Source organism: Ruegeria sp. SAZD011 (assembly GCF_059612545.1).
In genome coordinates, this window is the sequence record NZ_JBXWQU010000038.1 from 71,025 (window position 1) to 95,715 (window position 24,691).

The following is a 24,691-nucleotide window of genomic DNA, read 5'->3' on the forward strand; positions in this document are numbered from 1 at the left end:
ATTTCCCGGCGCAATTTACCCTTGGTTAAGCAATGTCGGAATGTCGCTCATTTTCCAAGGAACCGCCGCAGACCTGCCCCAAACGGCTGGCAATTTGAACAGTAACAGGAACGTGACGCCGTCAAGCCGGCACCCAGGCAGGAGATGAACCATGACCCAGACCCGCTTTGTGAAATCGGTGATCGCAACCGCAGCGAAGACCGAAGTTCAAATGCCCTGGGCGCGTGGTGCGCGCCGCACGGCGATGATCGCCCGCCGCAATGCCGCACAGATCAAGGTGAAATCGGCCTGACGGTTTTTGATTAGTCGCGGAGGGCCGCTCGCTGCCTCTCCGGGGACCCGGGTCCGGATGCTGCCCCTGACGGACCCGGCACAAGAGCCCGCCCCGCCTGATCGCGGGGCGGGACTTGGGGGCAAAGTAACGAGTGTGGGCGTTTGAGCGCCCATTTGGAAACAGTTCTGAGGGGAACGCTGCATTAGCCACGGAAACCAGGTTTTCCTGTCGCTTTTTTTGACAATTTGAACCGTTTCCCAGCATGTTTCTACCGATTCAGATAAGGACATCTTGTCCGTCTGACGTCGTCGGTGGGGGCCGACGCAGATGCGACCCGAAGTAGGAAAGGGCCGATATCGCCATGTCTATCCCCCATTCGCTCGCCCGGGCGGCGCGAAACGCTGTCCATACCAGCCCGCTTTTACAGGATCCGGCTGCACTGCGCGGTCCCCAGCCGCGCCCACAGATGCGCCGCTACGAGGTCAGTACCCTTCTTGAAAACGGCAATGTCGTGCAGACGCGCCATATCGCCCCGGCGCTGCCGCTGTTCGAGGATGCATTCTGCGCCTTTTCGCGCGGTTCTCTCATCGACACCGATTGCGGCCCGATGGCGATCGAGGATCTGTTGCCCGGTGACCGGGTGATCATTCAGGACGGATCGGCCCAGGAAGTGGTCTGGAAAGGCTCGACCGTGATCGTGCCTGGCCGCGTTTCGGCCACCGGTCGCGACTATCGGCTGACCCGGATCATGGCCGATGCGTTTGGCATGCAGCGCCCGATGTCCGGCGTCATCGCCGGCCCGTCGGCCCGTCTGCTGGCGACACCGGGCCACCTGCGGGCATTGGCGGGTGATCAGCCGATGCTGACCCCGGCCCAGCATTTCGTCGATGGCATGGGGATCATCGAAACCGCCCCCCCGACCCCGGTCGAGGTGTTCCATATCTGCCTGCGACGCCATGCGGTCATCAATGTCGACGGCTTGCAATTCGAAACCTATCATCCCGGCGTTCAGGCCGTGCGCGTGCTTAGCCAGGCGATCCGCTCTCTCTATTTGAACCTGTTCCACCATATTGACCAACTGACCGATTTCGGCCCGCAGGCATTTCCGCGCGCGGGTGAGGGAGAAATCGACGCGATCCCAGCCTGAGGAAAGGACAATGGGCTTATTGATTTTCTGGAGTTTATGCTGTCTGGCAGCAATTATGCTGCCGCCGATGTCCCGGCTGAACCACCCCCCCGATGGGATCAGGCTGTCCGGCTCAACCGTTCTTCGAGCACGTCGAAGGGAACGCCCGGCTCGTCCTTCGCCCCGCGAATAACCAGCGAGGTCTTGACGCTGGCCACGTTTGGCGTGGTCAGCAGCTGACCGGTCAGAAAGCTCTGGAAACTGCTCAGATCGGGGGCCACGCATTTCAGCATGAAATCGACCTCGCCGTTCAGCATGTGGCATTCGCGCACAAGCGGCCATTCGCGGCAGCGCGCCTCGAATGCGCTCAGCTCTACCTCGGCCTGACTTTCCAGCCCCACCATGGCAAAGACCTGCACCTCGAACCCCAGTTCGCGGGCATTGACCTCGGCGTGATAACCCCGGATCAGCCCGGCATCCTCAAGCGCGCGAACACGTCGCAGGCAGGGCGGCGCCGAAATTCCAACCCGTTTGGCCAGCTCGACATTGGTCATGCGGCCATCCGCCTGAAGCTCCGCCAGAATCTTGCGGTCTATCTCGTCCAGCCGGTGCGCGACCATGAACAACTCCCGTATTTTTTGCGGTTCTTATAACAGCCCCGGTCGGCTGCGCAATAATCTTTCGTACATGCGCAATTTTCTTCCCGAGCCTTGCCTGATCACACCTCGATGCCCGGCGGTACACGCGAATGTGCAAAGGGGTTTAAGAGCACGCGCCAGGCGGTTATATCCCCTCTTCGACAGGCGGTGCGCCGCCAGCCATCTGCATTGGGGATATCATGGCCGAGACACGTCACACCAAGGTTCTGATCATCGGGTCCGGGCCTGCGGGCTATACCGCCGGCGTCTATGCCAGCCGAGCCATGCTGGAGCCGATCCTGGTTCAGGGGATCGAACCGGGCGGCCAGCTGACCACCACCACCGAAGTCGAGAACTGGCCCGGCGATACCGAGGTGCAGGGCCCCGACCTGATGGTGCGGATGGAGGCCCACGCCAAGGCGATGGGCTGCGAGATCATCGGCGATATCATCACCTCGCTCGATACCTCGGCCCGCCCCTTTGTCGCCAAGGGCGACAGCGGCACCACCTATACCGCCGACGCGGTGATCCTGGCCACTGGCGCCCGCGCCAAATGGTTGGGGATGGAGAGTGAGGAGAAATTCAAGGGCTTTGGCGTCTCTGCCTGCGCCACCTGCGACGGGTTCTTTTATCGCGGGCAGGAAATCGTGGTGATCGGCGGCGGCAATACGGCGGTCGAAGAGGCGCTGTTTCTGACCAATTTCGCCTCCAAGGTGACGCTGATCCACCGCCGCGACGAGCTGCGCGCCGAGAAGATCCTGCAGGATCGCCTGTTCAAGAACGAAAAGATCGTGCCGCTCTGGTTCCACCAACTGGAAGAGGTCTATGGCACCGACAGCCCGCTGGGCGTCGAAGGGGTCAAGGCGCGCAACGTCCAGACCGGCGAGATCACCGACATCCCCTGCAAGGGCGTGTTCGTGGCCATCGGCCATGCGCCCGCCAACGAGCTGGTCAAGGATGTGCTGGAATTGCACAATGGCGGCTATGTCAGCGTCAAGCCCGGAACCACCGAAACCTCGATCCCCGGCATCTTTGCCGCCGGTGACCTGACCGACCACAAATACCGCCAGGCGGTGACCAGCGCCGGCATGGGCTGCATGGCCGCGCTGGATGCGGAACGGTTCCTGGCGGAGCAGGAGTGATCCGGTGATCCCCTTCTCCGGCACCGTCTGGAGAATTCTGTTCGCCGATCAGGCCGGGGCGCCCACCGCCCCGGCCCGTGCGCCCGAAGGGCGGTTTCACCATTCTGGCCAATGGGCGCTTTATGCCTCGCTGACGCCCGAGGGCGCAGGCGTGGCGATCCGGCGCTATGTGGGGCCGCAGGACCCACCCCGTGTGATCGTGCCGCTTTTGGTGACTGATGCCCGGCTGGCCGATCTGCGCGGCCGCCCCGAGGTTTCGGTGGTCTGGCAGGATATCCGCGCCTCCGGCGCCCCCGCGCCCAGTTGGGCCTATTCCGACGCGGCCCGGGCCGAAGGGGCGCAGGGCCTGCTCTATTCCTCGCGCTCGCGTCCCGAGCTGAGCCATATCGTTCTGTTCGACCAAGGTATGGTCAGGGCAGAAGGCGCGCCGCCCCTGCCCTGGCCCGGCCCAGAACTCACCACCAGCTGACTTGACCGCCCGGCCCCGGCCCCACACACTCGGGTTTGGGACCACAAGAGACGGGCGGCATGGGCACAAGCGCACTCTGGCGGGGCAGTCGGACGACACGTCTCAGGATCGCGACCGGGCTGATCCTGTTCGCCTATGCCTTCTTTCACTTCGTCAATATCGGGTTGGGCCTGATCAGCCCCGTCTGGATGGCCGCGTTTCAGGATGCCCGCCAGGTCATCACCCGCAGCCTGCCGGGTTCGATCCTTCTTTACGGCGCGCTGCTGATCCATGCCGGGCTGGCACTGACGGGGCTGGCGCGGCGGCGTTCTTTGCGCATGCGGCCGGCCGAGGCGATCCAGCTTGGGCTGGGCCTGCTGATCCCGCTGCAACTGATCGCACATCTGGTCCACACCCGATATGCCCACGAGGTTCACGGCGTAAATGACGAGATGAGCTATCTCATCATCCTGATGTGGCCCAATATCTCGATCTGGCAGCAAAGCGGGCTGTTGCTGGTGGTCTGGATTCACGGCTGTATCGGTTTGCATTTCTGGTTGCGGCTGACCAGCTGGTGGCGCGCCTGGGTGCCCTGGATGATCGGGATGGCGGTGCTGGTGCCCGCCTTCGCGCTGGCCGGACTGCTGACCGAGGGGCGGCGGATGTTCGCGATATTTACGGACGATGCGCAACGGCCCGGTTACATGGAGGCGTTCAACTGGCCCGATACCGAGACCTTTGTCGCGCTCTTTGCGGTCAAGGATCGGGGGCTGGCCCTGTTCTGGGGGTTGCTGGCGCTGGCGGCGGCAATCCATCTTGGGCACAAGCTGATGCGTCGGCGCAACGCGGTCCGCATCCGCTATGTGGACGGGCCGGAGATCGTGTCCGAGCGGGGCCTGACCCTGCTTCAGATGTCGCGCAGCCACGGGGTGCCCCACACCGCGCTTTGCGGCGGCAAGGGGCGCTGCACCACCTGCCGGGTGGTGATCGAGGAGGGCGCCGATCTGCTGCACCCGCCCTCGGAGGTCGAGCTGCGCTCGTTGCGGGCTGTCGGGGCGCCGCCCAATACCCGGCTCGCCTGCCAGATACGACCCACCGATCCGGCCACCGTCTTTCGCGTGTTCCGCCCCGAAGGCGGCCGGAGCCGCGCCCATGCCAGTCAGGGGCAGGAACGGCAACTGGCGGTGCTGTTTCTCGACATGCGCGGATTTACCGCCCGCACCACCGGACAGTTGCCCTATGACGTGGTGTTCCTGCTCAACCGCTTCTTCGATGCGATCGTCCCCTCGGTCGTTGGCGCGGGCGGTACGGTGGACAAGTATCTGGGCGATGGCTTCCTGGCAGTGTTCGAGGCCCGCGACGCCCAGACCTCGGCCCGCGCCGGGATCGAGGCGGCGCGCAGCATCGGCGCCGCGCTTCATGTGTTCAACCGCACGCTTGCCGCCGAAGGCACACCGCCGGTGCGCATCGGCATGGGCCTGCATCTGGGCAATCTTGTGCTGGGCGAGATCGGAGCCGCGGGCCATGCCCCCCGCACCATCATCGGCGACACCGTGAACGCCGCCAGCCGGCTGGAGGCCGAGACCAAGGCGCTGGGAGTTGAACTGCTGATTTCCCATGCGGTCCTGGAGGCGGCCGGGGCCGAAACAGACGGGCTGGAGCTCCGTGAATTCACTTTGCGCGGGGTGCCGCAACCGGTGAGCGCCCTGCCCGTTACCGCTGCCGCAACGCTGTCTTTGGGCAAGCCCAGCGACGAACAGCGTTCCGATTAACCCGGCAAACCGGGGAATGAGCCGAAAAAGTTTCACCTTTTTCGGTCAAATCCGGCAAAAACCTTTTGATTTGTCACGGAATGGCACAATTCGTCCTTTGTTGCGCCGCAGTCCTAGACAATCTGCGGCCCACGGGTCTATTGCACCGCCAGCACAGACCCCTCAACACAGTGACCTTACAGATCAAGAGTATCGACATGACCATGCTGAGCAACCTCGCTCCGATCCCGGAACTCTATGTCTCCTACGACTCGGCGCAGAAACTGAAGATGGAGGCGGCCGAGTTGAAAAGCCACGACCTGACGCCCCGCCAGATCTGCGACCTCGAACTCTTGATGAATGGCGGCTTCTCGCCCCTCAAGGGATTTCTGAGCGAGGCCGATTATGACAATGTCGTCGAGAACATGCGGCTGGCCGACGGCACCCTCTGGCCCATGCCCATCACGCTGGACGTCAAGGAAGAATTCGCCGACGGGATCGAACTGGGCCAGGACATCGCGCTGCGCGACCAGGAGGGCGTGATCCTGGGCACCATGACCGTGACCGACAAATGGGTGCCCAACAAGGCGCGCGAGGCCGAGATGGTCTTTGGCGCCGACGATCAGGCGCACCCTGCGGTCAACTACCTGCACAACGTTGCGGGCAAGGTCTATCTGGGTGGCCCGGTGACCGGCATCCAACAGCCTGTGCATTACGATTTCCGCGCCCGCCGCGACACGCCCAACGAGTTGCGCGCCTATTTCCGCAAGGTGGGCTGGCGCCGCATCGTCGCCTTTCAGACCCGCAACCCGCTGCACCGGGCGCATCAGGAACTGACCTTTCGTGCCGCGCGCGAGGCCCAGGCCAACCTGCTGATCCATCCGGTTGTCGGCATGACCAAACCGGGCGACGTCGATCACTTCACCCGCGTGCGCTGCTACGAGGCGGTGCTGGACAAATATCCCGCCGCCACCACCTCGATGAGCCTGCTGAACCTGGCCATGCGTATGGCTGGCCCGCGCGAGGCGGTCTGGCACGGGCTGATCCGCAAGAACCACGGCTGCACCCATTTCATCGTCGGCCGCGACCATGCCGGCCCCGGCAAGAACAGCCAGGGCCAGGACTTCTATGGCCCCTATGACGCGCAGGAGCTGTTCAAGAAGCATCAGGACGAGATCGGCCTGGAAATGGTGGACTTCAAGCACATGGTCTATGTGCAGGAGAAGGCCCAGTATTACCCCGTCTCCGAGGTCCCCGAGGGCGACACGGTGCTGGATATCTCGGGCACCGAACTGCGCCGCCGCCTGCGCGAGGGGCTGGAGATCCCCGAATGGTTCTCCTTCCCCGAAGTGGTCAAGGAACTGCGCCGCACCTCGCCGCCGCGCTCGAAACAGGGCTTTACCGTGTTCTTCACCGGCTTCTCGGGCTCGGGCAAATCGACCATCGCCAACGCGCTGATGGTCAAGCTGATGGAGATGGGCGGTCGCCCGGTCACCCTGCTGGACGGCGATATCGTGCGCAAGAATCTCAGTTCCGAACTGGGCTTTTCGAAAGAGCACCGTGACCTCAACATCCGCCGTATCGGCTATGTTGCCAGCGAGATCACCAAGAATGGCGGCATCGCCATCTGTGCCCCGATCGCACCCTATGCCACCACCCGCCGGGCGGTACGCGAGGAGATCGAACAGTTCGGCGCTTTTGTCGAGGTGCATGTCGCCACCTCGATCGAGGAATGCGAACGCCGCGACCGCAAGGGCCTGTACAAGCTGGCCCGTGAGGGCAAGATCAAGGAGTTCACCGGCATCTCGGACCCCTATGACGTGCCTGAGGCCCCTGAACTGCGCGTCGAGACCGAGAATGTCGAGGTCGACAACTGCGCCCATCAGGTGCTTCTGAAGCTGGAAAACATGGGGTTGATCGCAGGCTGATCGCCTATCCCAGAACGCAAGAAGGCCCGGGATCGCTCCCGGGCCTTTGTCATTCTTGCCTAAAGCTCGTCCAGGATCATCTGCGCCGCCCGTGCCTCATGCGCGGCATAGGGGGCAACCTGGTCCTTGAGCACGCGCAGGGCAGGTAGCCGGGCGGCGTAATCCTCGGCACTCATCACCATGACCGCGCGGCGAATATCCTCTTCGCCCTGACACAGGATCATCGCGCGGGTGTCGACGAAATCAGCGATATTCGGGCAGCCCCAATAGATCGGCACCGTCTCGCAGAGCACCGCATCCAGCAGTTTCTCCGAGAAATAGTTCCGCTCCTGCACATTCTCGATCACCACGGAATAGCGATAGGGCGCCAGCCCGTCGGCCTTGCTGTCAAAGGGCTGATAGCCCCGCCCCAGCACTGCTACGTCCTGACCGCTGGCGCGCACCCAATCCACCACCGCATGGCGCAGCTTGTGGCCGGTGCTGTCCCGCTTGGCCGAGGCAATGAGCGAGCATTGCGCCACCTTTTCGGGTGTCAGGCCGCGCCACTCGGGCACCCAGGTCGAGCCAAAGAGCAAGAGCCGCGCATTGGGAAGGCGGTCCACCGCCTCTTGGTTAAAGGTCAGGACCCGGTGAAAGCGCCGCCAGGTGACGCGCAAGAGTGCGTAATGCTTGGCATGGATCACCGCCGGTTCCGCCATGATCAGCGAGATACGCGCGCGCGTCCCCCGGTTCAGCCGGAAATGGGTTCCGGTGCGGGGATAGACAAGCAGGTGATCCCCCGGCCCCAGATCGCCCACGGTTTTCCCTGCCAGGCGTTCGGGGCATCCCAGCGGCCAGTTCAACCGGTCGAGCGGTGTCCCGGACAGGGACGGCCCAAGTTTCATGCCATAGGGCAGAACGGCAATGGCAGGATCGGACATGCGCTTATCCCGGCAGGTGGACCTGGCCGCGCATCAGGACATAGCCCTGCCCGGCGACCTTGATCCCCGTCATCGCCTCGGGTGGTCCCAGACGCGTGACGCGCGCCTGACCGGGGCGGCCCATGCCATGCCCCTGCTCTGCGATGAACGTGTCTTTTGCCATCAATCCGTGATGCCACAGATAGGCGGCCATGGCGCCGGTCGCCGATCCCGTAAAAGGATCCTCGGGCGGGCTGGGCGGCGCCAGCAGCAGCCGGGCAAAGGTATCGCCCGCCTCGGTCGCGCCTTCGAGCGTGACCAGAAACGGCTCCAGCATATCCGACCCGTCATAGCCAAGCCCCGCCGCCATCGCGGTCAGCGCCGCCACATCCAGCCGCGCGGCCTCGAGCGCGGCGCGGTCGCGCAGTACGGTGATGCAAAACGGCAGCCCGGTCGACACCATCTGCGGCGGCGACACGATGGCCTCGGGTGGCAGGCCGATGACCCGCGCCACCTGCTCGGCGGGCACCAGCGCGCCGAATTGGGGCGCCACCTGGGTCATCTCGATCTCGTCCCCCGAGATGCGGATCGGCACCAGCCCGGCGCCGGTTTCCAGCACCAGATCGGTCTTGTCGATGAAGCCGCGCGCGGCAAGCGCGGCGACGGTTGCGATGGTGGGATGGCCGGCAAAGGGGATCTCGCGGCTGGCAAGGAAATAGCGCACCTTCAGATCGGCCACATCCGACGGCCCGGTAAAGGTGCATTCGACCAGCGAGGTTTCCCGCACAAAGCTCATGCAGGACTCGGCTGGCAGACCCGCGCCACCATGGACCACGGCGCAGCCGTTGCCGCCAAAGGGGCGGTCGGTGAACGCGTCCACCCAGTCAAAATCGTACCAGTTCATCCGCGACCCTTTCGCCATCTGCCCGCAGAACCGCATGTTTCGGCGGTTCCGCCGCAAATGTCACGCGGGAAATCCGGCCCCGTCGCGGGCCCGGATCAATGCACCGCGACGGGCGACAGATCGTTCTGGCGTGCCAGCACGAAGGCCATCCGCCGGTCGGCCACCAGCGCCAGCTGCTCTCCGGCGGCATTATGCACCGCGTAAAGGTGATCACGCCCGCCCGCCTGTTGGCGAACCTCGTCAGGCAGATCAGCAACATCGACCGTCTTGACATAGACGATCCGGTCGCCGTCATCCTTGAAATCGAACGGAGTATGCATCGCTTACCCTTTCCTGATATTGATCGTCTGAACCACCGATTGCGGCACCGCGCGGCTGAGATCGACATGCAACAGACCGTTTTCCATCACGGCCTCGCCCACCTCGACCCCTTCGGCCAGCACGAACATGCGCTGGAACTGGCGCGCGGCGATGCCCCGGTGCAGGAACACCCGCCCCTCGCTGTCGTCGCTCTGACGGCCACGGATCACCAGCTGGCGATCCTCGACCGTGATCGACAGATCCGCCTCGGCAAAACCGGCCACCGCAAGGGTGATCCGATAAGAGGTGTCGGAGGTCTGCTCGATATTGTAGGGAGGATAGCCCTCGTTCCCGGATTTGGCCGAACGCTCCAGCAGCCGTTCCAGCTGCTCGAAGCCCAGCATATGGGGGTAAGAGCCCAGAGTAAGTTTCGACACGTTTCTCTCGTCCTTGTGGTCAAAGCGACGTTCACGCGCGGCCCCGAAACCGGCAACCGCTTGACACAGAATATGGGAAGAAATCGGACACACCACAAGGTCTGGCCGAAATCAGAGTAAAAGCGTATTCTTTGCAGCACCTTGGAAACAGACCTGCGAGTCGCCCGAATGAACGCACCCAGTGATATGTCGATGAAAACGGATGAGGTTCTGCGGGTCGAACTGGAAGTGTTCCGGCGCCAGCACCGCGACCTGGACGAGGCCATCGCCGCGCTGGAGGAAAAGGGCACCGCCGATCAGTTGACGGTGAAACGGCTGAAGAAGCAGAAACTGCGCCTCAAGGACATCATCGCGATGATCGAGGACCGCCTGACCCCCGATATCATCGCCTGATCCGGCCTGTCCCGGCACGCCGCCATACCGCATTGCCAGTTGGCCGGTTTTGGCTATAGTGCGCGCTCTTTCCACAGAGGGCGGGGCACATGGCCGGGGTCAAGGTAGGGATCATCATGGGCAGCCAGTCGGACTGGCCGACCATGAAGGGTGCAGCGGAAATTCTGGATGAACTGGGCGTGGCCTACGAGGCGCGGATCGTCTCGGCACATCGTACCCCGGACCGGCTGTGGGACTATGGCCGTGCCGCCGTGGGGCGCGGTTTGCAGGTCATCATCGCCGGTGCCGGCGGGGCCGCGCATCTGCCGGGCATGATGGCGTCCAAGACGCGGGTGCCGGTCATTGGCGTGCCGGTGCAGACGCGCGCCCTGTCGGGGGTCGATTCGCTTTACTCCATCGTGCAGATGCCCAAGGGCTATCCGGTTGCCACCATGGCGATCGGCGCGGCGGGGGCGGCCAATGCGGGGCTGATGGCCGCCGGCATCCTCGCCTTGCAGGATGCGGACCTTGCCGAACGGCTGGATGCCTGGCGCACGGCGCTGTCGGCCTCGATCCCCGAGGAGCCGGTCGATGAGTGAGGCGCTGAAACCGGGGGCGCGGATCGGTATCCTGGGTGGCGGCCAACTGGGCCGGATGCTGTCGGTTGCCGCCGCGCGGCTGGGCTTTGTCACCCATATCTATGAACCCGGCGCCAACCCGCCTGCCGGTCAGGTGGCTGATCAGGTGACCACCGCAGGCTATGACGACGCCGCGGCCCTGGCGGCATTTGCCGCCTCGGTCGATGTCATCACCTATGAGTTCGAGAACATCCCGACCGAGGCGCTTGATATCCTCGAGGCGCACCGCCCGATCCGCCCCGGGCGCGAGGCGCTGCGGGTGAGCCAGGACCGGCTGACCGAGAAGAGCTTTCTGCGCGATCTGGGCCTGATGACGGCGCCCTTTGCCGATGTCACCGATCTCGCGAGCCTGGAGGCCGCGATTGCCGAGATCGGCACACCCGCGATCCTCAAGACCCGCCGCTTTGGCTATGACGGCAAGGGGCAGGCACGGCTGAAATCGCCGGGGGATGCCGCGGCGGCGCTGGCCGATATGGCAGGCGCGCCCGCGATCCTCGAAGGGTTCGTGCAGTTCACTCACGAGGTCTCGGTCATCGCCGCGCGTGGACTGGATGGGCAGGTCGCCTGTTTCGATCCCGGTGAGAACGTGCATCGCGACGGTATCCTGCACACCACCACCGTGCCTGCGCGGCTGAGCGCGGCGCAGCGCACCGACGCGGTGCTGCTGGCGGCGCGGATCCTGAATGCGCTCGACTATGTGGGCGTGATGGGGGTCGAGCTCTTCGTGACGCCGGCCGGGCTGATCGTGAACGAGATCGCGCCCCGGGTGCATAACTCGGGCCACTGGACCCAGAACGGCTGCTCCGTGGACCAGTTCGAACAGCATATCCGCGCGGTGGCGGGTTGGCCGCTGGGCGACGGGCAGCGGCATGTGGATGTGGTGATGGAGAACCTGATCGGCGCCGATATGGAGCGGGTGCCGGAACTGGCGACCGAACGCGATCTGGCACTGCATCTCTATGGCAAGGCCGAGGTGAAGCCCGGTCGCAAGATGGGACATGTCAACCGGATCAAGCGAGGCGGTTGAGGCAGGCGGCGAAATCCGGCACGGATTTCGCGCGCCCCGCCGACGGCCCGTTGGGCCTGAGACGGGGCGCAGCCCCTATCGCGCTGCGCGCGATGCCTCCGGCGGGAGTATTTGCCTGCAAAGTGAATGAGTTCAGGTCAGGAAACGTGTGGCCGCATCCCCGGACATGTAGCTGACCCGGCCCGCGGCAAACGTCGCGGCGACCCGGTGGCTTTGCGCATCGAGGATCACCAGATCGGCGCGCTTGCCGGGCGCCAGTTCCCCCCGGTCGGTCAACCCTAGCACCCGGGCCGGGCTGCTGCTGACCAGCGCCCAGGCAGCGCCCAGGTCGAGAAGCCCCGTACGTACCAACATCAGTGCCGCGCGGCGCGGGCTGGGATAGTGGTAGTCCGAGGCCAGCGCGTCGCAGAGCCCCATGGCAATCAGGTCGAGCGCGCTGACATTGCCCTTGTGCGAGCCGCCACGCACAACGTTGGGTGAGCCGAGGATGATATGGCCGCCACCCTCGCGTGCGGCCTCAGCGGCCTCGAGCGTCTCGGGAAACTCCGAGATCGTCAACCCGCGCCGCTGCCAGGTGGCGCAATCGGCGGCGCTGTGGTCGTCATGACTGCCCATGCGGACCCCCCGCCGGTGCAGGTCGGCGCAGAGTTCATCCAGAGCTTTCGGCACCTGCGGGCCATTTGCATGCAGCGCCTTCAGCAGTTCCAGATGTGCCTCGGGGCTGCGGCCCGCCTTGAGCGCCTGCCCCGCAAGCCTGGGCGGTTTGCGTCCCTCGGCCAGCCGGTCGTGCGGCAAATGATCGTTGAATACAACGTAAGGAACCTGCCATTCCACGAGCCGCTCGGGCAGTGTCGCGTAATCCGCGAGCAGATGGGTTTCGAAACGCAATTGCGGGATCAGATCCGTAACCACCCCGTCCCGGACCTGTCGGATCGCCTGAAACACACCTGCGGCGAAATCCGGGCCACGCAGACCGCCCTCCCAGCTCCAGAATTGAGCCAGTACAGCGGTGGTGATCCCGTTGGCCGCCAGTTCCGCCTCGGCGGCCACAACGCCTTCGGTCATTTCCTTCATCGCGCCCCTGCGCGGCGCCATGTGCCTCTCGAACCCGTCGCCATGCAGATCGACAATGCCGGGCAAGACCAGGTAACCGCTCAGATCGACGCGGCGCCCGGCGGGGGCGTCAACCACCTGCCCACCCGACAGGAACAGGTCGCAGCGCGTGGGGCCATCGGGCAAAAGCACCTCTGCGCCGGTCAGGGTCACCTCAACGCCGGTCATCGATCTCCCTCCCCCGGTGCTTCCCAGCACTCGCTGCGCAGGCAGACGCGATCTATCGTTTCGAAAACAGCGTCGAGCCAGGTCAGATCCGCATCGAAATGCCCATTCTCGATGAAATGCAGGGTCTGTGCGATGACACGCGGGTTGTTCATCATGAAGGTGTGGGTGACCGGCAACACCAGATGGTCGGTCATGCCCGCCACCCGGGTCGAGGCAACCGAGACCTTGCCGTCATCGGGACCGGGGATGATCGACGAGAAGATCGGGTTCAGCGACTGATCGCCCGCGATCACGCCAACCGGGTAATCCACCGGTGGCAAGCTGCGTGGGACACTGTCCGGACCAGTACCCAGCGCCAGACCCGCCGGACCGTTCAGACGGCCGAACACCTCCCAGGCGCCCAGTTCGTCGACCAGTTCGCTGCCCTGGTTTGGCGGCGCCAACAACACCACCCGGCCCAGATGAGCGGGCCGGTTGCTGAGCAGCCAGTAGCGGATCAGGATACCCCCCATGGAATGGGCGACCAGATGCACTGTCTGATCGCCACAAGCGGATATCGCTGGCGGCAGGGTCTCACGCGCCAGTTCCGGGATGGGCATGTCGGTCGAGGGATAGCCGGGACGCACCACCTGCAGACCGCGCGCCTCGAACACCTGGTCCATCACCGTCAGCGACGCCTCAGTCCGCGCCAACCCGTGCAGCAGCACGACACAGTCGGCCCAGAGGGCACTGGGCAACAGACAGAGGAAGAGAACAGGCAGGCACCGCATGGGCGCGGCATACTGCGAATTGCAGCGCAACGAAAGGCTCAAGCAGCCGGTGCGCGGCGGATCGACAGCGCGATCCCGCCCAACAGGACTGCGCCACCAAGAAGCAGGCGCAGCGGGGCCGTCTCGCCCAGCAGCAGCACGCCCCCCAGCACCGCGATGACAGGCGCGCTCAGCTGTACCGTCGCGGCGCGGACCGGCCCCAGGGCGGGCACCAACCGATACCAGAGCGCATAGCCGAGACCCGAGGTTGCAGCCCCGGAGACCAGCGCCAGCAACACGCCCTGCCAGGTCATGGCAGGCAGCCCCGCTAACGGCAGGATCGCACCGGCGGTCAACGGCAGGGCCATCACGAAATTGGCCCCCGTCGCGGCCAGCGCATCCGCTTCGCCCCGCCCCGCCAGCGTATAGGCGGCCCAGCCGATCCCGGCGAGCGCCATGAGACCGGCCCCGCCCGTATCGACGCGAAAGGTGCCCGCCGGCCAGAGCACCCAGACCAGCCCGGCAAAGGCAATCATCGCGCCAGCCAACTGCCGATGCGTCGGCGGCGCACCCGTGGCGGCACTCCAGCCGAACATGGCGATCTGCACGACACCGAACAGGATGAGTGCGCCCAACCCGGCATCCAGCGTCAGATAGGCCAGTGAAAAGCCCACCATATACAAGGTAAGAGCGCCTGCCCCCAGAATCCGGCGCCGATGCCAGAGGGGCAACCGCTGGCGCTGCGCGAGAACGAGCAGGGCCAGCATCATCGCCCCGGCCAGCACCCGAACGATGGCAAAGCCACCCGGATCCGCCCAGCCGCCAGCCACCGCCAGACGGTTCAGAACCGAATTGGCGGCAAAGGCGGTCATGGTCAGGGCGGTAAGCAGGAACAGACGCATGTCACCGGACTACAGGATTGCGGGCCGGTGCAACAGACACATACGCGTCAGCGCGGCTCCAACGCGAGCGGATAGACCAGCCGCGCCTCGGGCGCATTGCCGCCCGGTCCGGCCAGCATCAGATGGTCGTTGGGATAGGGTGCGTGCAACGCCGATGCGCGGGCACTCGAAAAACCGCGCGGCTCGTAATAGGCGGGATCGCCCAGCACCACTATGGTCAGGTCGCGCTCTGCCGCCCATTTCAGGGTCAGTTGCAGCACTTTCGAGCCGATTCCACGCCCCTGCGCCTTGGGCGCAACCGCCAGCGGGGCCAGACACAGCCAGCCGTCAGGCGCGCGCATCCACGACAGAGCGGAATAGCCCAGCAACTCGCCAAATTCCTGAAAGGTGATCTCGGTGGCGATGTCCCGGTCGGCGCGCAATTCGCGCACCAAATCCGCCTCGGCCCCGGTATCGAAGGCTGAACGCAGCAAGGCATCGACCAGATCGGGGAATACGGCGGGCGGAAATGGTCTCATGCAAAGCTCAACTTTCGCTAGACTGAGGGCGGTTCAGTTCGCCCCGATCGGCGGGTTCGGCATACACCGCATGGCCCGCAAGGTCACGGTCACCCAAGTGTTTTCTTTCCCCGTAAACGAAACCGGCGAGACTCTGCCTGCTGCGGCGGTTGGAAAAACAAAGGGGCCGCCCAAGGGCGGCCCCGGTATTCTACTGCGAAGGGTGGGTATCACATAGGCCCAGAGGCCTATGAACACGCACCTTTGACAGATGATGTTCAGGCGAAATCGCCTCTTACATCATGCCGCCCATGCCGCCCATGTCGGGCATGCCGCCGCCTGCGGGGGCGTCTTTCTGCGGCTTGTCGGCAACCATCGCTTCGGTGGTGATCAACAGGCCTGCAACCGAGGCCGCGTCTTCCAGAGCAGTGCGGACAACCTTGGCCGGGTCGATCACGCCGAACTTGAACATGTCGCCATATTCTTCGGTCTGCGCGTTGAAGCCGAACGAGGCATCGCCCGATTCACGCACCTTGCCGGCAACCACGGCACCGTCGACGCCTGCGTTCTCGGCGATCTGGCGCAGCGGCGCTTCGATGGCCTTGCGCACGATGTTGATGCCGGCGGTCTGGTCGGCATTTGCGCCTTCCAGGCCTTCGAGGCCTTTGCCGGCCTGAACCAGAGCAACACCGCCGCCCACAACGACACCTTCCTGCACGGCAGCGCGGGTGGCGTTCAGGGCGTCATCGACGCGGTCCTTGCGCTCTTTCACTTCAACCTCGGTCATGCCGCCAACGCGGATCACGGCAACGCCGCCTGCCAGTTTGGCAACACGCTCTTGCAGCTTCTCACGGTCATAGTCGCTGGTGGTCTCTTCGATCTGGGTGCGGATCTGGGCCACGCGGGCTTCGATCTCGGCCTTCTCGCCTGCGCCATCAACGATGGTGGTCTCGTCCTTGGTGATCGAGATTTTCTTGGCGGTGCCCAGCATGTCCATGGTCACGGACTCGAGCTTCATGCCCAGGTCTTCGCTGATCACCTGACCGCCGGTCAGGATGGCGATGTCCTGCAGCATGGCCTTGCGGCGATCGCCGAAGCCCGGTGCCTTGACGGCCGCGATCTTCAGACCGCCGCGCAGCTTGTTGACCACCAAGGTTGCCAGCGCTTCGCCTTCGACATCCTCGGCGATGATCAGCAGCGGCTTTTGCGACTGGATCACCTGCTCGAGCAGCGGAACCATCGGCTGCAGCGAGGAGAGTTTCTTTTCGTGCAGCAGGATCATGCAGTCTTCGAGTTCTGCGATCATCTTGTCTGCGTTGGTGACGAAATAGGGCGACAGGTAGCCGCGGTCGAACTGCATGCCCTCGACCACGTCGGTCTCGGTTTCCAGGCCCTTGTTCTCTTCGACGGTGATGACACCCTCGTTACCGACCTTCTGCATGGCTTCGGCGATCTGGCGACCGATTTCGGTTTCGCCGTTGGCCGAGATGGTGCCGACCTGCGCCACTTCGGCGCTGTCGTTCACGGGGCGGGCGGCGGCCTTGATGGCCTCGACAACCTTGGCGGTGGCCAGGTCGATGCCGCGCTTCAGATCCATCGGGTTCATGCCAGCGGCAACCGATTTCATGCCTTCCTTGACGATGGCTTGGGCCAGAACCGTCGCGGTGGTGGTGCCGTCGCCGGCCTCGTCATTGGTGCGGCTGGCGACTTCTTTCACCATCTGCGCGCCCATGTTCTCGAACTTGTCTTCCAGTTCGATTTCCTTGGCGACCGACACACCGTCCTTGGTGATGCGGGGGGCACCGAACGATTTGTCCAGAACCACGTTGCGGCCTTTGGGGCCCAGGGTCACCTTGACCGCGTCGGCCAGGATGTTGACGCCCTTGAGCATCTTGTTGCGGGCTTCGGTGTTGAACTTGACGTCCTTAGCAGCCATGTTCTTTCTCCTTGAGAAATTTGATTGGAATGATGCGACCAGAGATCAGAGAAGCGCGTGGCTTACTCGATGATCCCCATGATGTCGCTTTCCTTCATCATCAGCAGTTCTTCGCCGTCGACGGTGACTTCGGTGCCCGACCATTTGCCGAACAGAACCCGGTCGCCCGACTTGACTGCCATCGCGATCAGCTCGCCGCTATCCTTGCGGGCGCCTTCGCCACAGGCGACAACAACGCCTTCGCTGGGCTTTTCCTTGGCGCTATCGGGGATGATCAGGCCGCCTGCGGTTTTCTCTTCGCTTTCCGTACGGCGAACCAGCACGCGGTCATGAAGCGGTTTCAATGCCATCTTTGCAGCTCCTTGAGGCTCAAAGTTTGTTTCCCTCCCCCTGCTCTTTTACAGAGGCATTAGCACTCAGGTCTAGCGAGTGCTAACGGCGCATAGCTAGGGGGTCGAAAGAACCGAGTCAACATCGGAGATACGAAAAGTTGCGACTGTCGTGTCCAAGGTCGAACCTGGTTTACAACCGCCATTCACATGCGCAGATTTGCCCGATCGATATGAGGGGCCGGGAAGATGCGGATCGAAGCGAACGGAATCTATCTTGAGGTTGAAGAAAGCGGACCGGTTGACGGCGTGCCGCTGATCCTGATCCGGGGACAGGGCAGCCAGCTGGTGCATTGGCCCGAGGAGTTGAACGCGGGCTTCGCCGCCGCCGGGTTCCGAACGATTGCCTTTGACAACCGCGATGTAGGCCTGTCGCAGCGTTGCCCGGCACCAGACGTGCCCGACAGCGCCGACGAAATTCTGGCGGCACTTGGCGCGGGCGCGGACCTGCCCAAACCCTATGGAATCGAGGATATGGTCGGCGATGTCACCGGCCTGATGGATGCGCTGGGGATCGAACGCGCGCATTTCTTTGGCATCTCGATGGGGGGCGCGGTGCTGCAACAGCTCTGCATCGACCAGCCTGACCGGGTGCTGTCGGCAACCATCGTGATGACCGCCTGCCGCCCCTTTACCGAACGCGCTGCCGAGGGGCGCGAGGCATTGCTGGCGCTGACCTCAAGCCTGCTCGTGCGCGACGTGACACAGCCGGACTATCTGGAGGCGCAGGTTGCCGAACACGGGCTGTGGGGCAGCCCCGGCTATCCGATGCCCGAGGCCGATATCCGCGCCATGGCCGAACGCGCCTGGGCGCGTGGCGTCGATGCGGCAGGCAAGAACCGGCAGGTCCTGGCCATCCTGCACGCGCCCGACCGGCGCCCCGGCCTGCGCAAGCTCGGCCTGCCCTGCCTGGTGATCCATGGCGAGCAAGACACGCTGATCCCGCTGGAGATGGGAGAAGAGATCGCCGCCCATATTCCGGGTTCGGAGTTTCAGCCTATCGAGGGCATGGGTCACATCATCACCCCGAAACTGGCCCCGGTGATGGTCGATCTGGTGCGCGATTTCATTACCCGCCGCACCTAAGCGCCGGCCCGGCGGCGACTAGATCGCTCTCAGGAACAACCCGCCGGCAAGGGTCGCAACGACCAGACCGGCGGCCAGTTCCACAATCGGCAGGGCAACCCCCGCGAACCGCCAGGCCGAGGCCGCGCCCAGCACCCCGCCACGCAGCCCCGCTGAAGCGAGCCCCACCCCGACGGTCACACTGGCCGTGCCCAGCGCCATGGCTAGTGTTCCAGCGATTCCGGCCAATGCGATGCCCATCTGCCAGGTCAGGATCAGAACGAACAGCGCGCCCGTGCAGGGGCGGATGGCGATGCTGGCGATCAGCGCCAGCGCCTCGCGCAGGGTGCCGATCTGTTCGACCTCGCTCAGGCTGGGGCCGTGCTTGTGCCCGCAGTGGGAACAGGTCTCGCCGTCGTGATGGTGATGCTCATGCGTGGTCTGTCGCGCAGCCAGCAGCCGCCGGGCACCCCGCCAGACCAGCCAGCAGCCGATCAACGCGATGGCGGCATAGCTAGCAGGCGCCATCACACGCTCGGTCACGCCGACCAGATGCTGACGCCCCAGATCCAGCACCATTACCCCGGTATAAACCAGCGCGATCGCGGTGACTGCCTGACCCAGACTCGATGCCAGCCCGATTGCCGCCAGCCGCAGCACCGGCACCCGCCGGCCCAGCCCATAGCCGCCGATCAGCACCTTGCCATGGCCCGGCCCCACGGCGTGGAAGAACCCATAGGCGAAACAGACCGACAACAGCAGCAACAGCGCCCCGCCCTGCCCGCTGCGCAAGCCGCGCAGCGCCTGGGCGATCTGGTTCTGAAAATCCCGTTGCTCGCCCGCCGCCCACATCGCCAGCTGGTCGAAACCGCCGCTCACCCAGAACCAGCCCAAGAGGGCCAGCACCAGCGCGACCGGCACGATCACGAGCCGGGACATGTAACCCGGATCTCGGTGGCGAATTCAGCGCCAATCAGGGGGATATCCATCTCCTCCAGATCGGCATCGGCGTCGATGCGCAACAGCATCTCCTGCATCTCGGCCAGTTGCCCGTCGATATCGGGCTCCAACCGCTCCAGCAGGCAATCGTCGCGCCCATTGAGGGTGACCGGGCGCGCAACCTCGTAGGCGGTGTAATAGGTCTCGTCATAGGGGCGCAGCGACAGGGATGCCCCCGACCCCATTCTGCCATCGGAAACCGCGCGCAGATGGGTCGACACGATCCGCCCCGCCTCGGTGGTGGCGGTGGGCTCCAGCGGGCCGGACAGCGCCAGCGGCTGATCGCCCAAGCGCAAATCGAGATCGCCGTTATAGCCGTCGATCCATTGCGCGTCGAACCCGGCCAGTTGCGCCTCTTCCTCGGGTGTCAGACTGCCATCGCCATCGGGGTCCATTCCCAGTTCCTCAAGGATGACCAGCGAATAGAAATCATCATAGGCCCAGGTGACCCGAACATGGGTCAGCGCCCCGTCAGGGGCAAAGATCAGCTCGAACCCGGTGTCGATGAAGACATGCGGATGCGCCATCAATGGCGCGGGGAGCAACAGAGAAAGGGCAAGGGCAATCCGGCGCATGGGCCGGACGATAGGGCGCGGACGCGGGGCTGACAATCCGGGCCTGCGCGGCGGCGGCGTTATTTCGCCATCGGATGCAGGACCAGCGTCTGCAAGGCCATCCCCACCGGCCCGGCCGTGTCATAGAGAACCGCCTGCGACATGCCGATCCCGTTTGGCTGCCAATGCGATACGGCCTCGGCCGCAAACCAGTCGCCCTGCGGTTCACGGTGGATTTGCAGGGTCAGATCGGTGTTCATGAAACCAAACCGCACCGGCGGTTCGTTCCAGGAAATGCCGTTGCCGCAATCGGCCAGAGGACAGATCGCCTGAATCGGCGACGGCGCCTCGGTGGCCAGCAAATGCGGCGCCTTCATCCAGACGGTTTTCGGCCCCGGCCCCAGATCCTCGCCTTCGGGATAGGCCATCTCGATAAACTGCCCAAAGGCGGGCTGGTCATGCAGCTTGCCCACCAGCAACGCCGGACCGGGTCGCGCGCGGTCAAAATCAGGGGTCGGCACCGTTGCGGTGGGCACCTCTCCCAGTTCCTTGCGCACCAGATGCATCGAGGTTCCGGTGAGGCAAAGCGTACCCTCGTCATCGTGCAGGGCCAGCCGGGTTGTGGTGAGCGTACGGCTGTTGCGCGTTATCTCGGTGGTGATCCGCAGCCCCGCCAGCGGCAGCGGTTTCAGCACGTCGAGCGTCAGCCGGGTCAGCATCTTGTGCGGCCCGGCGGCCGCCTCGGCCGCGCGTGCCACCAGGCCGGTGACCGGCCCGGCATGACAGTGATCGGGCGACCAGGGGCCACGCGCGGGATCGTTGCCGACAAACAGCCCCGGTTCGGTTTCGGTGAAATAGACCGGGGCCGTCACGGATGTCAGACCTTTTCCTGCGTGTATTTCTTCAGCTCGGTCCGGGCGATCTGGCGGCGATGCACCGCGTCGGGACCATCTGCAAAGCGCAGGGTGCGCTGGCCGGTCCAGGCGGCGGCCAGCGGCGTGTCCTGGCTGATCCCCTGCCCACCATGCATCTGCATCGCCTCGTCGATCACCTTTAGCGACACTCGCGGCGCCACCACCTTGATCTGGCTGATCCAGGGTGCCGCGGCGCGCGCATCGCCCTGATCCATCATCCAGGCGGCCTTGAGGCACAACAGGCGCGCCATCTCGATCTCCATCCGGCATTCGGCGATGATGTCGTAATTGGCACCCAGATGCGCCAGCTTCTTGCCGAAGGCTTCCTTGTCGAGCGCGCGTTTGCACATGCGTTCCAGCGCGATCTCGGCCTGACCGATCGAGCGCATGCAATGATGGATGCGGCCGGGCCCCAGACGCCCCTGCGCGATCTCGAAGCCCCGCCCCTCGCCCACCAGGATGTTCTCGGCCGGCACGCGGACATTGGTGAACCGAAGATGCATGTGGCCATGCGGCGCGTCATCGTGGCCGAATACCAGCATCGGGCGCAGGATCTCGATCCCCTCGGTCCCGGCGGGCACCACGATCATCGAATGGCGCTGGTGCTTGGGCGCGTCCTCGCCCCCCGTCTTCACCATCACGATATAGACCTTGCAGCGCGGGTCACCGGCGCCCGAGGCCCAGTATTTCTCGCCGTTCAGCACGTAATCATCGCCATCACGGACACAAGACATCGATATGTTGGTGGCATCCGAACTGGCCACATCCGGTTCGGTCATCAGATAGGCCGAGCGGATCTGACCCTCCAGAAGCGGCGCCAGCCAGTCCTGCTTCATCTTCTCGCTGCCGTAGCGCTCGAACACTTCCATGTTACCGGTATCGGGGGCGGAACAGTTGAACACCTCGGCCGCCAGCGGTGTCTTGCCCATCTCCTCGGCGAAATAGGCGTATTCGACGGTGGTGAGACCAAAACCGCGGTCGCTGTCGGTCAGCCAGAAGTTCCACAGACCGGCGGCCTTGGCCTTGGTCTTGAGCCCTTCGAGGATCTCGGTCTGGCGGTCAGTGTATTGCCAGCGGTCGCCCTTGGCGATTTCGGCGTGGTACTCATCCTCCAGCGGCATGATCTCGTCACGGATCATCGCCGCGACCCGGTCGAGAAGCTTGCGGTTCTCGTCGCGCATCGCAAACGTCATGTTCATGGCTTGGCCTCCCCTGCCCCCGGACAACGGGGGGAATGTCTGGATCGAGGATGACTTGGCCCGCGCGGGAATGTCCAGCCGCGTGACGAAACGTCACCGGCCCGAATGTGATCGGGCCGGTGAGGTGCCACGCGTGCGGTGCCGGAAAACAGGGTTTTCCGGGCCGTTTTCCGGCGCGGAAAACGGCCGCCTGCCGCGCGCGAAGGCCCCAGATCAGCTGATGAAGTCGGTATAGGCCGCTTCGTCCATGTAATCGTCCATCGGCGACAGGTCCGAGGGCCGCATCTTGAAGAACCAGGCCTCGCCCATCGGATCCTCGTTGACCATGCCGGGATTGTCGGCCAGGGCTCCGTTCACCTCGACGATCTCACCATCCAGCGGCGCCAGGATATCCGAGGCTGCCTTGACCGACTCGATCACCACGATCTCGTCATCCTTGCTGACCTCGGTGCCGGGTTCGGGCAGCTCCACGAACACCACATCGCCCAACTGCTCGGCCGCATGGGCGGTAATACCAACTACGATCAAGTCGTCCTCAGCCAGCAGCCATTCATGCTCTTCGGTATATTTCATCCGGTGTCTTTCCCTGTGAAAAACGCTTGCTGCCGGCGAGCCTAGCCCCGGTCTCGATTTGCGGCAATAGAGCAAATGGCCAAAGGCATCGACACGCTTGAAGGCACGTTCCAATCGCCTCGGGATCGCGCGGCACAGAGCGCCGTTGGGCAGGTGGCGCGGAAGCCGTTGGTTGCCGCTGCCCGGCTCCGAGGCCCCGGTAACGGGGCAAAGCGGTCCTTGGCTGCGGCCGGACCCAAGTCAGCTCAATCCGAGAACCACCATGCGGATACCTATTTGAAGCCAATCGCGACGTGCACGGCGTCCGGGTAGACCAGCCGGTTGCCCTGGGCATAATCCGCCAGGGAGTCCCCAACATCGTTTATGAGTGCTTGCTGAGCATCTTCTGAGAGCTCGGTGAACGCACGTGCTATGGGCATCGAACGCAAATGCAATGGCACAAATTCGCGCGCAAGCGGCACGTCGATCATCAGTTCCTGACGATAAACGACGACATCGGAGAACCCTTGGGCGCTCACTTGGTCCTTCAGCTCGTCTGCGGACGGTGTTTCCCGTTGCGACCGCTGTTTTCTCGCAATCTCTGGGGAAATGTGCTGCTCAACCGCAGCACAAATAGCGCTTGTATACGGGCTGTGCCCATCCCAGATCGAGAAACCCAGACGACCGCCCGGAACAAGAAGCCGCAAGAACTCTCGGAGCGCCTGCGGCTTGTCAGGGAAGTAGTGATATCCATGCTGCGACAGGATGACATCGTAGGACTCCGAGGGCAGACCGATGTCGCAAACATCGCTTTCGATCCAGGCGATATCGAGATCACCGGCCAGTTCCTTCGCTTGCGCGAGCATCGGAGCATTGATGTCGAGGCCGTCTACCTTGCCGCCTGACCCTACCTTTGTCTTGGTCAATCGGGTTGTCACCCCCGTGCCGCAGGCAACATCCAAGACACGTTCCGAACTGCGAAGTGAGAGCTGGTCGATCAGAGCCTCGGCCCATCGGCCGAACCAAAGGGGCACCATGACTTTTTCGTAAATCTTGGGCCCGTCACCCGCCAATTGAAATGTCATTGAGTGTTTCCCCGTCTCCCTGCGCTCCTTGGACAGCGCTACCATCACCGTCAGTTCGGTTCAAACTGGGTGCTTTTCATCGGGAGGACTCGAACTTCCCTTCCAGCGAACTCCGATCATGTCGTGACAGCACCTTGTCACGAAACAGGGGGTCGCGCCACGGCACAGGTTGCCCAGGCCTGGAACGACCATGCGCCAAAAACGGCGCGAGCGGCGCCAAAGGGTCAGGAGCCGGACAACCCCGAATAGCGCTGACGTGACCGATACGCCGTCTTATGGCGTCAGCACCCAAGCACCATCGGCGCCCTTGCACATCCGGGTGCCGATCACCCGCGCATTTGCCGCGCCCTTTGGTCGGATCACATGGTGCAGCACCGCGCAATCACCCTGCACCGCGTCGACCCGAACGGTTCCCAGCGAGTCGGTCGTTGCGTTCTCCCAGCCGCTTTCGCGCCCGACCACGGGCTTTCCATCGACAATCAACTGCCGCGAAGCCGCGCCCATCAACTGGAAATCCTCGGGCTCCAGCCCCAGCTCGGCGATGATGCGCGAGATTGGCTTGGCCTCGGCCGCCCCCCCGCACAGTCCAACAGCCAGCAGAAACGCCACAACCAGTTTCATCGCTCACTCCTCAATTCCGGCGGATTTGCCGGATGATTACACGGCCTCGACCCGAACGCCAACG

At 64.1% G+C, this 24,691-nt stretch carries 28 protein-coding genes; 10 read left to right on the forward strand and 18 right to left on the reverse strand.

Features of this window, described 5'->3' with window-relative positions:
- Window positions 1–151 precede the first annotated feature (151 nt).
- A complete protein-coding gene (locus AC2FLM_RS18990) occupies window positions 152–292 on the forward strand; it encodes a hypothetical protein (RefSeq protein WP_496859495.1) in 141 nt (46 codons plus the stop codon).
- A 343-nt stretch (window positions 293–635) separates the two neighbouring features.
- Window positions 636–1,421, forward strand: coding sequence for a Hint domain-containing protein (locus AC2FLM_RS18995; RefSeq protein ID WP_234143165.1), 786 nt, complete (start codon window positions 636–638; stop codon window positions 1,419–1,421).
- Between the two features lie 98 nt (window positions 1,422–1,519).
- Here AC2FLM_RS18995 and AC2FLM_RS19000 read toward each other — a convergent pair whose 3' ends face one another.
- The gene (locus AC2FLM_RS19000) at window positions 1,520–2,020 is read right to left on the reverse strand and encodes an Lrp/AsnC family transcriptional regulator (RefSeq protein ID WP_234139334.1); all 501 of its coding nucleotides are present in this window, start codon (window positions 2,018–2,020) and stop codon (window positions 1,520–1,522) included.
- Between the two features lie 218 nt (window positions 2,021–2,238).
- Here AC2FLM_RS19000 and trxB point away from each other — a divergent pair, with 218 nt between their 5' ends.
- From trxB to AC2FLM_RS19020, 4 genes are all read left to right on the forward strand, one after another.
- Window positions 2,239–3,180 (forward strand): thioredoxin-disulfide reductase, encoded by a 942-nt coding sequence (gene trxB / locus AC2FLM_RS19005; RefSeq protein ID WP_234143164.1) that lies wholly within the window; start codon window positions 2,239–2,241, stop codon window positions 3,178–3,180.
- 4 nt (window positions 3,181–3,184) lie between these two features.
- A complete protein-coding gene (locus AC2FLM_RS19010; RefSeq protein WP_496859496.1) occupies window positions 3,185–3,649 on the forward strand; it encodes an RES family NAD+ phosphorylase in 465 nt (154 codons plus the stop codon).
- A 59-nt stretch (window positions 3,650–3,708) separates the two neighbouring features.
- Window positions 3,709–5,400 carry an adenylate/guanylate cyclase domain-containing protein gene (locus AC2FLM_RS19015; protein WP_496859497.1) on the forward strand — a complete coding sequence of 564 codons (1,692 nt, stop codon included), beginning with the start codon at window positions 3,709–3,711 and terminating at the stop codon, window positions 5,398–5,400.
- A gap of 197 nt (window positions 5,401–5,597) precedes the next feature.
- Window positions 5,598–7,307, forward strand: a complete 1,710-nt coding sequence (locus AC2FLM_RS19020) for a bifunctional sulfate adenylyltransferase/adenylylsulfate kinase (RefSeq protein ID WP_496859498.1) — start codon at window positions 5,598–5,600, stop codon at window positions 7,305–7,307.
- 59 nt (window positions 7,308–7,366) lie between these two features.
- Here the strand turns inward: AC2FLM_RS19020 and AC2FLM_RS19025 are convergent, their stop codons facing one another.
- From AC2FLM_RS19025 to AC2FLM_RS19040, 4 genes are all read right to left on the reverse strand, one after another.
- Window positions 7,367–8,227 (reverse strand): hypothetical protein, encoded by an 861-nt coding sequence (locus tag AC2FLM_RS19025; protein WP_496859499.1) that lies wholly within the window; start codon window positions 8,225–8,227, stop codon window positions 7,367–7,369.
- A gap of 4 nt (window positions 8,228–8,231) precedes the next feature.
- Complete coding sequence (locus AC2FLM_RS19030) at window positions 8,232–9,110, reverse strand: PhzF family phenazine biosynthesis protein (RefSeq protein ID WP_496859500.1); 879 nt, start codon at window positions 9,108–9,110, stop codon at window positions 8,232–8,234.
- Window positions 9,111–9,205: 95 nt separating this feature from the next.
- A complete protein-coding gene (locus tag AC2FLM_RS19035; protein WP_011046645.1) occupies window positions 9,206–9,430 on the reverse strand; it encodes a DUF1150 family protein in 225 nt (74 codons plus the stop codon).
- Window positions 9,431–9,433: 3 nt separating this feature from the next.
- A complete protein-coding gene (locus tag AC2FLM_RS19040) occupies window positions 9,434–9,847 on the reverse strand; it encodes an Hsp20 family protein (RefSeq protein ID WP_234143159.1) in 414 nt (137 codons plus the stop codon).
- A 168-nt stretch (window positions 9,848–10,015) separates the two neighbouring features.
- Here AC2FLM_RS19040 and AC2FLM_RS19045 point away from each other — a divergent pair, with 168 nt between their 5' ends.
- The 3 genes from AC2FLM_RS19045 (at window position 10,016) to AC2FLM_RS19055 (ending at window position 11,884) form a co-directional block, all read left to right on the forward strand.
- A complete protein-coding gene (locus AC2FLM_RS19045) occupies window positions 10,016–10,240 on the forward strand; it encodes a YdcH family protein (RefSeq protein ID WP_234139327.1) in 225 nt (74 codons plus the stop codon).
- An 89-nt stretch (window positions 10,241–10,329) separates the two neighbouring features.
- Window positions 10,330–10,818: a 5-(carboxyamino)imidazole ribonucleotide mutase gene (gene purE / locus AC2FLM_RS19050; protein WP_234218551.1), complete on the forward strand. Its 489-nt coding sequence runs from the start codon at window positions 10,330–10,332 to the stop codon at window positions 10,816–10,818.
- Entirely contained in the window at window positions 10,811–11,884 is a 1,074-nt protein-coding gene (locus AC2FLM_RS19055; RefSeq protein ID WP_496859501.1) for a 5-(carboxyamino)imidazole ribonucleotide synthase, read from the forward strand. The genes purE and AC2FLM_RS19055 overlap by 8 nt, the downstream gene beginning before the upstream one ends.
- Window positions 11,885–12,016: 132 nt before the next feature.
- Here the strand turns inward: AC2FLM_RS19055 and AC2FLM_RS19060 are convergent, their stop codons facing one another.
- The 6 genes from AC2FLM_RS19060 to groES form a co-directional block, all read right to left on the reverse strand.
- Window positions 12,017–13,165 carry an alpha-D-ribose 1-methylphosphonate 5-triphosphate diphosphatase gene (locus tag AC2FLM_RS19060; protein ID WP_496859502.1) on the reverse strand — a complete coding sequence of 383 codons (1,149 nt, stop codon included), beginning with the start codon at window positions 13,163–13,165 and terminating at the stop codon, window positions 12,017–12,019.
- A complete protein-coding gene (locus AC2FLM_RS19065) occupies window positions 13,162–13,935 on the reverse strand; it encodes an alpha/beta fold hydrolase (protein ID WP_496859503.1) in 774 nt (257 codons plus the stop codon). The genes AC2FLM_RS19060 and AC2FLM_RS19065 overlap by 4 nt, the downstream gene beginning before the upstream one ends.
- A gap of 38 nt (window positions 13,936–13,973) precedes the next feature.
- On the reverse strand, window positions 13,974–14,816 hold the full coding sequence (locus AC2FLM_RS19070; RefSeq protein ID WP_496859504.1) for a DMT family transporter: 843 nt from the start codon (window positions 14,814–14,816) through the stop codon (window positions 13,974–13,976).
- Between the two features lie 47 nt (window positions 14,817–14,863).
- Window positions 14,864–15,334 (reverse strand): GNAT family N-acetyltransferase, encoded by a 471-nt coding sequence (locus tag AC2FLM_RS19075; protein WP_496859505.1) that lies wholly within the window; start codon window positions 15,332–15,334, stop codon window positions 14,864–14,866.
- Window positions 15,335–15,608: 274 nt separating this feature from the next.
- Window positions 15,609–17,249 (reverse strand): chaperonin GroEL, encoded by a 1,641-nt coding sequence (gene groL / locus AC2FLM_RS19080; protein WP_234139320.1) that lies wholly within the window; start codon window positions 17,247–17,249, stop codon window positions 15,609–15,611.
- A 62-nt stretch (window positions 17,250–17,311) separates the two neighbouring features.
- Entirely contained in the window at window positions 17,312–17,599 is a 288-nt protein-coding gene (gene groES, locus AC2FLM_RS19085; protein WP_011046635.1) for a co-chaperone GroES, read from the reverse strand.
- A gap of 228 nt (window positions 17,600–17,827) precedes the next feature.
- Between groES and AC2FLM_RS19090 the strand changes: the two genes are divergently transcribed.
- A complete protein-coding gene (locus AC2FLM_RS19090) occupies window positions 17,828–18,724 on the forward strand; it encodes an alpha/beta fold hydrolase (RefSeq protein ID WP_496859506.1) in 897 nt (298 codons plus the stop codon).
- An 18-nt stretch (window positions 18,725–18,742) separates the two neighbouring features.
- On the opposite strand, the gene AC2FLM_RS19095 is transcribed toward AC2FLM_RS19090, so the two are convergent.
- From AC2FLM_RS19095 to AC2FLM_RS19125, 7 genes are all read right to left on the reverse strand, one after another.
- Window positions 18,743–19,642, reverse strand: coding sequence for a nickel/cobalt transporter (locus AC2FLM_RS19095; RefSeq protein ID WP_496859507.1), 900 nt, complete (start codon window positions 19,640–19,642; stop codon window positions 18,743–18,745).
- Window positions 19,627–20,229, reverse strand: a complete 603-nt coding sequence (locus tag AC2FLM_RS19100) for a DUF1007 family protein (protein WP_234143151.1) — start codon at window positions 20,227–20,229, stop codon at window positions 19,627–19,629. Before AC2FLM_RS19100 ends, AC2FLM_RS19095 begins: the two co-directional genes overlap by 16 nt.
- A gap of 107 nt (window positions 20,230–20,336) precedes the next feature.
- Window positions 20,337–21,128 carry a thioesterase family protein gene (locus tag AC2FLM_RS19105; protein ID WP_496859508.1) on the reverse strand — a complete coding sequence of 264 codons (792 nt, stop codon included), beginning with the start codon at window positions 21,126–21,128 and terminating at the stop codon, window positions 20,337–20,339.
- Window positions 21,129–21,133: 5 nt separating this feature from the next.
- Window positions 21,134–22,369: an acyl-CoA dehydrogenase family protein gene (locus AC2FLM_RS19110; protein ID WP_496859509.1), complete on the reverse strand. Its 1,236-nt coding sequence runs from the start codon at window positions 22,367–22,369 to the stop codon at window positions 21,134–21,136.
- Between the two features lie 213 nt (window positions 22,370–22,582).
- On the reverse strand, window positions 22,583–22,942 hold the full coding sequence (gene gcvH, locus AC2FLM_RS19115; protein WP_496859510.1) for a glycine cleavage system protein GcvH: 360 nt from the start codon (window positions 22,940–22,942) through the stop codon (window positions 22,583–22,585).
- A 272-nt stretch (window positions 22,943–23,214) separates the two neighbouring features.
- Window positions 23,215–24,006, reverse strand: coding sequence for a class I SAM-dependent methyltransferase (locus AC2FLM_RS19120; protein ID WP_496859511.1), 792 nt, complete (start codon window positions 24,004–24,006; stop codon window positions 23,215–23,217).
- A 273-nt stretch (window positions 24,007–24,279) separates the two neighbouring features.
- Complete coding sequence (locus tag AC2FLM_RS19125) at window positions 24,280–24,627, reverse strand: hypothetical protein (protein ID WP_496859512.1); 348 nt, start codon at window positions 24,625–24,627, stop codon at window positions 24,280–24,282.
- Window positions 24,628–24,691 lie beyond the last annotated feature (64 nt).

Bases quoted from the DNA above. Each gene is read 5' to 3' on its own strand.
- AC2FLM_RS19045 (WP_234139327.1), top strand. From the start codon at position 10,016: ATGAACGCACCCAGTGATATGTCGATGAAAACGGATGAGGTTCTGCGG.
- AC2FLM_RS19060 (WP_496859502.1), bottom strand. From the start codon at position 13,165: ATGACCGGCGTTGAGGTGACCCTGACCGGCGCAGAGGTGCTTTTGCCC.
- groL (WP_234139320.1), bottom strand. From the start codon at position 17,249: ATGGCTGCTAAGGACGTCAAGTTCAACACCGAAGCCCGCAACAAGATG.
- AC2FLM_RS19125 (WP_496859512.1), bottom strand. From the start codon at position 24,627: ATGAAACTGGTTGTGGCGTTTCTGCTGGCTGTTGGACTGTGCGGGGGG.
- AC2FLM_RS19095 (WP_496859507.1), bottom strand. From the start codon at position 19,642: ATGTCCCGGCTCGTGATCGTGCCGGTCGCGCTGGTGCTGGCCCTCTTG.
- trxB (WP_234143164.1), top strand. From the start codon at position 2,239: ATGGCCGAGACACGTCACACCAAGGTTCTGATCATCGGGTCCGGGCCT.
- AC2FLM_RS19090 (WP_496859506.1), top strand. From the start codon at position 17,828: ATGCGGATCGAAGCGAACGGAATCTATCTTGAGGTTGAAGAAAGCGGA.
- purE (WP_234218551.1), top strand. From the start codon at position 10,330: ATGGCCGGGGTCAAGGTAGGGATCATCATGGGCAGCCAGTCGGACTGG.
- AC2FLM_RS19075 (WP_496859505.1), bottom strand. From the start codon at position 15,334: ATGAGACCATTTCCGCCCGCCGTATTCCCCGATCTGGTCGATGCCTTG.
- AC2FLM_RS18995 (WP_234143165.1), top strand. From the start codon at position 636: ATGTCTATCCCCCATTCGCTCGCCCGGGCGGCGCGAAACGCTGTCCAT.
- AC2FLM_RS19000 (WP_234139334.1), bottom strand. From the start codon at position 2,020: ATGGTCGCGCACCGGCTGGACGAGATAGACCGCAAGATTCTGGCGGAG.
- AC2FLM_RS19015 (WP_496859497.1), top strand. From the start codon at position 3,709: ATGGGCACAAGCGCACTCTGGCGGGGCAGTCGGACGACACGTCTCAGG.
- AC2FLM_RS19055 (WP_496859501.1), top strand. From the start codon at position 10,811: ATGAGTGAGGCGCTGAAACCGGGGGCGCGGATCGGTATCCTGGGTGGC.
- AC2FLM_RS19120 (WP_496859511.1), bottom strand. From the start codon at position 24,006: ATGACATTTCAATTGGCGGGTGACGGGCCCAAGATTTACGAAAAAGTC.
- AC2FLM_RS19025 (WP_496859499.1), bottom strand. From the start codon at position 8,227: ATGTCCGATCCTGCCATTGCCGTTCTGCCCTATGGCATGAAACTTGGG.
- gcvH (WP_496859510.1), bottom strand. From the start codon at position 22,942: ATGAAATATACCGAAGAGCATGAATGGCTGCTGGCTGAGGACGACTTG.
- AC2FLM_RS19035 (WP_011046645.1), bottom strand. From the start codon at position 9,430: ATGCATACTCCGTTCGATTTCAAGGATGACGGCGACCGGATCGTCTAT.
- AC2FLM_RS19065 (WP_496859503.1), bottom strand. From the start codon at position 13,935: ATGCGGTGCCTGCCTGTTCTCTTCCTCTGTCTGTTGCCCAGTGCCCTC.
- AC2FLM_RS19070 (WP_496859504.1), bottom strand. From the start codon at position 14,816: ATGCGTCTGTTCCTGCTTACCGCCCTGACCATGACCGCCTTTGCCGCC.
- groES (WP_011046635.1), bottom strand. From the start codon at position 17,599: ATGGCATTGAAACCGCTTCATGACCGCGTGCTGGTTCGCCGTACGGAA.
- AC2FLM_RS19110 (WP_496859509.1), bottom strand. From the start codon at position 22,369: ATGAACATGACGTTTGCGATGCGCGACGAGAACCGCAAGCTTCTCGAC.
- AC2FLM_RS19100 (WP_234143151.1), bottom strand. From the start codon at position 20,229: ATGGCGCATCCGCATGTCTTCATCGACACCGGGTTCGAGCTGATCTTT.
- AC2FLM_RS19030 (WP_496859500.1), bottom strand. From the start codon at position 9,110: ATGAACTGGTACGATTTTGACTGGGTGGACGCGTTCACCGACCGCCCC.
- AC2FLM_RS18990 (WP_496859495.1), top strand. From the start codon at position 152: ATGACCCAGACCCGCTTTGTGAAATCGGTGATCGCAACCGCAGCGAAG.
- AC2FLM_RS19020 (WP_496859498.1), top strand. From the start codon at position 5,598: ATGACCATGCTGAGCAACCTCGCTCCGATCCCGGAACTCTATGTCTCC.